The organism is Serratia nevei, assembly GCF_024160145.1.
Taxonomy (GTDB): Bacteria; Pseudomonadota; Gammaproteobacteria; order Enterobacterales; family Enterobacteriaceae; genus Serratia; species Serratia nevei_A.
Genome location: NZ_JAMYWQ010000133.1, coordinates 1 through 453, shown reverse-complemented (window position 1 = coordinate 453; position 453 = coordinate 1). Strand labels below are relative to the sequence as shown.

Sequence of the window (453 nt, the reverse complement as noted above, 5' to 3'; positions counted from 1 at the left end):
ACTTGACCTATGGGGTGCAGCAGTGGGGGATATTGCACAATGGGGGAAACCCTGATGCAGCGACGCCGCGTGTGGGAAGACGGTCCTCTGGATTGTAAACCACTGTCCCCAGGGACGAAGATGACGGTACCTGGGGAGGAAGCTCCGGCTAACTACGTGCCAGCAGCCGCGGTAATACGTAGGGAGCGAGCGTTGTCCGGAATTACTGGGTGTAAAGGGAGCGTAGGCGGGGATGCAAGTTGGGTGTCAAATCTACCGGCTCAACTGGTAGTCGCACTCAAAACTGCAGCTCTTGAGTGAAGTAGAGGCAGGCGGAATTCCTAGTGTAGCGGTGAAATGCGTAGATATTAGGAGGAACACCAGTGGCGAAGGCGGCCTGCTGGGCTTTTACTGACGCTGAGGCTCGAAAGTGTGGGGAGCAAACAGGATTAGATACCCAAGTAGTCCCGAAAC

General features: G+C 55.6%; 1 rRNA gene. It reads left to right on the top strand.

Annotated elements, in window-relative coordinates:
- Positions 1-453 (top strand): 16S ribosomal RNA (locus M6G53_RS25095); the annotation flags it as partial.